The following is a 6838-nucleotide window of genomic DNA, read 5'->3' as shown; positions in this document are numbered from 1 at the left end:
AGATTGGTACAACACTCTGAAACCATTCAGAATGTAAAAGATGCTATTTTAGGGAGCGACGATGTCAAAGGAAATTTGCTCAATAAAATAAAAGAGTTTGCCGTAAAATATAATATCTCTTCACAAGATATTAAAAACCTAACGATAGCAAATCTATTAATGAATCTACAGAATAAATCTAATGACGATTCTGAGCAAACGATGTTTAGCAATCTGATGAATTTTGCAGAAGGATTAGGATTATCTGATGCAAAATTAGGATAAACTTTGAGTTGATGGCTTTTCCATAACTGTGTGTTCTGCGTAGTTAGAATATCAGTTGTGGTTTAGCTTTACACAATAAAAAGTCTGTAATTAGAGCTAATGAATATAGCATAGGGAACCCTATATGCAGATTTAATTATTTGTTTCATTTTGCATCAAAACAAAATGAAAGAAGAAAAATAATCAACAACAATTTCATGCAAGAAGAAAATACAACGCAACCCAATATACAATTAGATGGAGGAACATACGAGGTCATTCAAAATAGACTTTCAAAACAAAAAGAAATCCTTCAATCTAAACTTAAAGAACTCAATGTTTCTAGAACAGAAGTTTTTGGAAGTATAGAAACCAAACTTATCGCAAACAATCGAATCAATACAGAAAACAACTGTATAGCTCGAGATATTGTTACCATTGGAGACACTAGTATTTTTGGTTATAATGTGCATTTTGGATTACGTACTGAAATCACTTTACAAGATGTTTTTAGTGCGTATAGATATGATAAGGATCACTTTGTATCTTTATCATTAGACATCATAAATGATACAGCATTTCAGTTAGATTTTTCCAATCTTTACAAATACTACAGAAATACGATATTCTCTAAATTTGCTATTGTTGGAAACTATCTGCATATGGTGTTTCAATTGAGCGATAGTGTTTCTGATATTAAAACATTTAAGTGGTTAATTAATGAAAACACACTTACTTATGTTGATAATAGAAGCGAACATGAATTTAAATTTCCGCATCAGCACGAATTTCAATGGCAAGAGGTTTCTAGGGAAATGCATCGCTATGGAACGCATCCGCATGTATCTATCTTAGATAAAGTCTTTGTAGAAACAATTGGAGGCGATCTTACTATAAAAATAGAAGACAATACCGAAGAAGGAAAAGGAATATTTAACGAAGAAGTACTACACGCCGATCAAACCTTAGATGATGCACAGTACAGATTTAGTGACTTAGGCAATTTAATTGCGATAGAAATAAAACCTTTTCAGGAAGACGCTCGATACTTTTTATACAATCACAAAATCCAGGAAGTTCAAAAAATTAATAGCCTTAAAAATGCTGGAATCTTGCTGCCAGATTCGCAAGGCGTTTTATTTCCTAAAGGATATTATTTACAATCTGGAGCTTTCAAAGCATTTGAAAACGCATTAGATAATGTAAAATTTCAAGAAAAAATCATAGCTCCCAATGGGGAAGATTTCCTGTATGTATTTTATCAGCCAGAGCAAGGATTATATGCATTAATGTCTTATAACATTATTGAACAAGAACTTAAAACGCCTATAATTTGTAATGGATTTACCATCTTATCTTCGGGTGAATTGTGTTACTTCAAAACGGAAGATGATCAAACCAGGCATCATGTCATTCAAATATGGCAAACGCCGTTTTCTGAAGAAACCCAAATTGCACCAGAACATACAGACTCTTTACTCTTTAAAATAGGAAATAAAGATATTGTAAAAGCCATGGCGGAATGTCAGGCGTTGATCACTTTACTAAATAAGGAGGATAGTTATGACGGATTATATGATGATTTGGCGAAACAATCTATCGATATTTTGGATAGTTACTACTGGATTCGTGAAGCAGAAACAGCGCAATTGTCAGAACCTTTATCAGAAATTCATAATACTGCAAATGCAGCGATTGATGAGTTTGAAAAAGTAGTGCAACTGCGAAAAAAAGCGGCAACCATAACAAGGGAAACCCAGGAAAAAGCAAGGATCTTATTAGGGAAAATAAAAAGTAGTTCCTTCCGATCTATCGATGATTTTGTATCTATTCTAGCGCAGCTTCGCGCACTTCGAGGAGAAATCATTGGCTTACATGAAATTAGATATATAGACAAAGAATTTATAGCTTCATTGGAAGCTGAAGTGGTTGAATACACTAAAAAGATTTCACAACGTTGTGTGACCTTTTTATTAGATGATAAAGCACTCATTCCATATCATGACCGTGTTTCTGAAAAGCAAAAAGCGCTCCAGGACATTAAAAAAGTAATTGAAGCGAAAGCGCTGGAAGAAGAGGTAAATACGATCGTTTCAGATTTGGAAATGTTGATTGATATCGTGTCAAATCTTCAAATAGAAGACACATCGCATGCGACAACGATTATTGATAATATATCACATATTTTCTCAAATATTAATCAGTTAAAAGCTGAAATAAAAAATACCATCACTTCGCTGGGGAGCAAAGAAGCTAGTGCTGAATTTGCAGCACAAATAAAATTAGTCGATCAAAGTATCATCAACTATTTGGATATCGCTTCAACTCCTGAAAAAACAGATGAGTTATTGAATAAAATTGTCATTCAACTGGAAGAACTTGAAGGAAAGTTTGCCGATTTTGATGATTTTATTACAGCAATTATTGATAAACGAGAAGAAGTATACAATGCTTTTGAAACGCGAAAATTGACGATCATAGAAGCGCGAAACAAAAAAGCAACTGCGCTAGAAAGTGCTGCCAATAGAATCTTAAAAGGTATTATAAAAAAAGCATTGAGTTTTGATTCCAGTACTGCAATCAATGGATATTTTGCTTCAGATTTAATGATTGTAAAACTTCGAGATATCGTTGAGCAGTTAAAAGGCCTGGATGATATTGGAAAAGCAGAAGTGATAGAGACCAATCTGAAACTTGCCAAAGAAGATGCGCTTCGAAAACTGAAAGACAAGCAGGATCTATATGAAGATGGAGAAAACATCATCAAATTAGGATCGCACAAGTTTGGAGTCAACAAGCAATTACTGGATTTAAGCATTATAAACAAAGAAGGAATCTTATATTATCATCTTACGGGGACCGATTACTATCAAAAAGTAGTACATGATACGTTACAGGAAACACAGGCATATTGGAATCAGGAATTGGTTTCAGAGAACAAACAGGTGTATAGAAGCTCTTATTTAGCGTATAAAATATTTAGATCAACTCAAATTGAAATTTTATCACAAAAAAATGATGATGAACTATTGAATTTGATCCAAAAAGAAAGTGGTTCACGATATGCAGAAGGATATATCAAAGGTGTTCATGATATGGATGCGCTCAAAATTTTAAAAGTGTTGGTGACAAAAACTGAAGATTTAGGATTGTTGCAGTATGAACCTAAACTAAGAGCTGCAGGGCAATACTTTTGGAACGGAATTACAGCTGAATTACAGGAAGCATTAGCCGCAAAAATAAAAACTACGACTGAGGTATTGGCAACATTTCCAGAAAGTACCTCGTATCAACATTGTATAGCTGATATTGCCAAAGAAATTGATGCATTTGTAGATGTGGAAGTTGTTCACACGTCATTTCTTCCCACAGAAAAGAACTTAGAAATAGCGAGCTATCTATTTGAAGAATTGAGCCTATCAAAAGAGTTTAGCAGATCGCAACGTACTGAAGAGTTGTATGAAGATTTTGTGAAATTCTTGCAGAAGAAAGAGCGTTATAGATTGGTTAAAGAAAAAATAGCCAGTATCGATTCTTTATATGAAAAAATTGCACTTGCACAGCAATGGTGTGCATCTTATATAGAGGCATACAAGAATGAATATACAGCATATACTGGAGAATTGGTATGTAAGCTTTTATTTGATGATAAAGGAACTGTGAGCATTATTCATGCATTTCCTGATGAAAAGATAACCGGTTTAAAAGGAAATCATCACACGATACAAGAAGGCGTATACATCTTTAATTATCATGAATTTATAAAAATGATTTCTCACTATACGACTATGGAAGTTCCAGCTTTTGAAGCCTATAAAAAAGCAAAACATGAAGTAGTGGAAGAGCAGCGAGAAGCATTGCGCTTAAATGAATTTAAACCCAAGGTGTTATCGTCTTTTGTCAGAAATAAGTTGATCGATCAGGTGTACTTACCTTTATTTGGTGATAACCTGGCAAAACAATTAGGAACAGTTGGGAAAAACAAACGTACAGACCGAATGGGAATGTTGCTTTTAGTTTCACCACCAGGATATGGAAAAACGACACTAATGGAATACCTTGCCAATAGACTTGGATTGGTTTTTATGAAAATAAATGGTCCTGCAATAGGTCATGAAGTCACTGCAGTAGATCCAATGTCTGCTTCCAATGCAGCAGCAAGAGAAGAGCTGAAGAAACTGAATCTTGCTTTTGAAATGGGTAATAATGTGATGCTGTATTTGGACGATATTCAACATTGCAATCCAGAGTTTTTACAAAAATTCATCTCTTTGGCAGATGGAACCCGAAAAATAGAAGGTGTATACAATGGAAAGCCAAAAACATACGACTTTAGAAGCAAAAAGTTTTGTGTAGTCATGGCAGGAAATCCATATACGGAAAGCGGCGAAAAATTTCAAATCCCTGACATGTTAGCCAATAGAGCAGATATCTACAATTTGGGAGATATTATTGGAGAAACGGCTTCTTTATTTAAATTAAGCTTAATAGAAAACGCGTTGACTTCCAATCCAATATTACATCAATTGAGTAGTACTGCCTTTGAGGATGTCTATAAGTTTGTAGAAATGATAGAATCGGGTACGCAGGAAGGAATAGAATTTATAGGAAATCATAGCAAACAAGAAATGCAGGAATACGTTGCTGTAATTGAAAAAGTATTGGCTGTAAGAGATGTAGTGATGCACGTAAATTCAACTTATATTAAATCGGCTGCTATGGATGACGCGGATCGTACGGAACCAGCATTTAAATTGCAAGGCTCGTATAGAGATATGAATAAATTGGTGGCAAAAGTAGTTCCAGTGATGAACGACAAAGAATTGCAAACACTCTTATTATCACATTATGAGAATGAGTCGCAAACGCTCACAAATGCCGCAGAGGCGAACTTGTTAAAATATAAAGAACTCACAGAAACCTTACTCGGAAAAGAGCAGGAACGTTGGGAAACCATCAAAGAAAACTTTGTCACAAATAACAAACTCAAAGGAATTGGCAAAAACAATGAAATGGCGCAGGTATTAGCGCAAATGATGCAATTCTCAGAACATTTAGCTGGAATTCAAAATGTGCTCAAAAACGGACTTGAGAAATAATATATAGCCATTAGTGCTAAAATGTGAACATTAGATAGAAAAAGGCACTTCAAAAATGAAGTGTCTTTTTTATTATCATAAAATCCTATCGTTTTCTTTACTAGTTGTATAGACTTTCTCTTCAACTTAAAAATACAGCTTTTGTAAACCTTTTTAATACTACAGGAGAAAAACCATAGGAGGTTTTGATCAAAAGCAAAGGAGGAAATGACAAAAACCTAAGGAGGTTTTTAGTAAAAGCGAGAGTGTAAACTGAACTCTGTCTAAGGAGGATTAAAAAAATAATTTAATTTAGATAGAAAATGACAAACGAAGGGCAACAGAATTTAGAGAAGAAAGCCCTAGAACAGTTTATGTCAGGGAAGAGTTTATTTGGTAAAGATGGTGCATTTGCGCCAATGCTAAAGAACTTCATATAAAAAGCCTTAGAAGCCGAGATGGACAATCATTTAAGCGATTCTGAACGTAAGAAAGTTAACAAACGAAACAGCAAAGGCAAAAAGACTATAAAGAGTAGCGTCGGTAGCTTTGAACCAGAACTGGTGAAAAAGCGTCAAACAATTTTAGCAGAAAACTTATCGGATAAAATCATCGGTTTTTATGGATTAGCTATGAGTTACCTTGATATCGCTTCTCATCACAAAGAGATGTACGATACCGATATCTCTCATACGGTATTAAGCCAAATTACCGATAAGATCATTCCTGATGTAAAGGCATGGCAGTCACGTCCATTAGAAGCGCTATATTGCATTGTATGGCTAAATGCGATGCAATACAAAGTAAAAGTCAATGGAAAAATACAACATCGTGCTTTATACAACATGTTAGTTATCAACAAAGAAGGTAAAAAGAGCGTGCAGGGCATGTATATCTCAGAGAGCGAAGGTGCTAACTTTTGGTTACAAGCACTAACGGATCTTCAGTATCGAGGCGTGGAAGATATCTTAATTGCCTGTGCAGATAACTTAAAAGGCTTTACACAAGCTATCTTTAGTATATTCCCAAAAACACAGGTACAGCTTTTTATAGTGCATCAAATACGTAACTCACTTAAATACCTATCTTCCAAAGATCGGAAAGCATTCTTGGTTAATTTAAAGAAGGTTTATAGAGCTGTCAATAAATCTATAGCAGAAGATCAACTGCTAAATCTGGAAGAGAAATGGGGCAAAAAATCCCCTATTGTTATCGAATCCTGTCAACGAAACTGGGAAGAATTATCGCAATATTTACAATATTCTGAGCCTATCCGTAAGCTGATATACACCACCGACACTGTTGAGGGCTTCCATCGTTAGTTTAGGAAAGTGACCAAAATCAAAGGAGCTTTCCTTAATGATATGGCGTTGCTAAAGCTTGTATATTTAGCCACCAGAAATATAGAAAAGAAATGGACTTCTCCTGTGTTCCATTGGAGTTTGGTCGTGTAGCAATTATACATTAAATTTGAGAATAGAATCAAACTGGATTTAAACACCACTGACAGTGAAGTA

General features: G+C 34.6%; 1 protein-coding gene and 2 pseudogenes. All 3 read left to right on the top strand.

Annotation, left to right across the window (positions count from 1 at the left end; all coding sequences use genetic code 11):
• Positions 1-264 (top strand): annotated as a pseudogene (locus MK119_RS17740) (flotillin family protein); the annotation flags it as partial.
• A gap of 197 nt (positions 265-461) precedes the next feature.
• The gene (locus MK119_RS17735) at positions 462-5342 is read left to right on the top strand and encodes a DNA repair ATPase (protein WP_290681489.1); all 4881 of its coding nucleotides are present in this window, start codon (positions 462-464) and stop codon (positions 5340-5342) included.
• 302 nt (positions 5343-5644) lie between these two features.
• A pseudogene (locus MK119_RS17730) lies at positions 5645-6775 on the top strand (IS256 family transposase).
• The last annotated feature ends 63 nt before the right edge of the window (positions 6776-6838 follow it).

Source organism: Kordia sp. (genome assembly GCF_022447245.1).
Classification (GTDB): Bacteria; Bacteroidota; Bacteroidia; order Flavobacteriales; family Flavobacteriaceae; genus Kordia.
This window is presented reverse-complemented; position numbering and strand designations above follow the sequence as displayed.